The 821-nt window shown below is 61.5% G+C and carries 1 protein-coding gene; it reads right to left on the reverse strand.

The genetic code is table 11. The annotated features are described in order from the left end of the window. Positions 1–52: 52 nt before the first annotated feature. A partial coding sequence (locus HAP95_RS00095; protein ID WP_215882439.1) for an ISAs1 family transposase occupies positions 53–821 on the reverse strand: 769 nt, incomplete at its 5' end.

The raw sequence follows: 821 nt of genomic DNA on the forward strand, positions 1-821 counted from the left end.
GGCGACGATGATTTTGCGATGTTCAAAGCGGCCATGTCCGACCTCTGTGGTTTCAGCGCTGAGGGGAAAAATCGCCCCAAGGGAAGCACGTCAGACGGTCGCGGAGTTTGCGTTGATTGCCTTTGACGGCGGTGAAGAGATCATCGGCTTTTTTGTCTTCGACGAGGAAGCGGGCGGTCTCCCGCTGGGTATGCAGGGCATCGGCAGTGACGACCTTGCCCGTGATGTCGACATCCGAGAGCAGGTTGCGCAGTTCTGGAATTTCGTTGGTTTTCCGGGCGATTTCCTTTTGCGCGATGGTAGCCCCCTGTCCATGCAGGAACGCGCTGAGCAGGTGCACCTGAGCGCCCTCTGCACGCACGGCCCCTTTGAGGACTTTGCCATCGACGGCCACGGCTTCAAAGCCCGCCGTGCCCAGTAGCCAGGCACCGATCGCCGCATCCAGCGCATCCACATCGGCCCCTTGCAAGACGCGCCGGATGGTCGGTTCGGAGGGGGCCACATAACGCTGAGTCCGGGGATTGAAGCGGGCGCGGATGCGCTTCAGTTGGGCCTGGGTCAAGCGACCGGCCCACTCGGCGATGGCGGCATAACTTTCGGCCTGCGTCAGAACGGCGGCCACGGCCACTGTCAGAATGGCCGGGAGGGGATGCTGCTTGCCCAGTTTGCTGCGAGTATCGGGAAGGCGGAAAAAGATTTGTCGCAAGCCTTCCATTTGCGCGTCGCTCAACGTCACAGTTTGCATAGGAGTATGGGTCCATTCGAGTTGGGGCTGCGGCTGGGCCAGCCAGAGACGCGCCTGTGGGTGGAGAGGAAAGAGC

The sequence above is a fragment of the Acidithiobacillus sulfurivorans genome, from assembly GCF_018853815.1.
In the GTDB taxonomy this organism is placed as follows: Bacteria; Pseudomonadota; Gammaproteobacteria; order Acidithiobacillales; family Acidithiobacillaceae; genus Acidithiobacillus; species Acidithiobacillus sulfurivorans.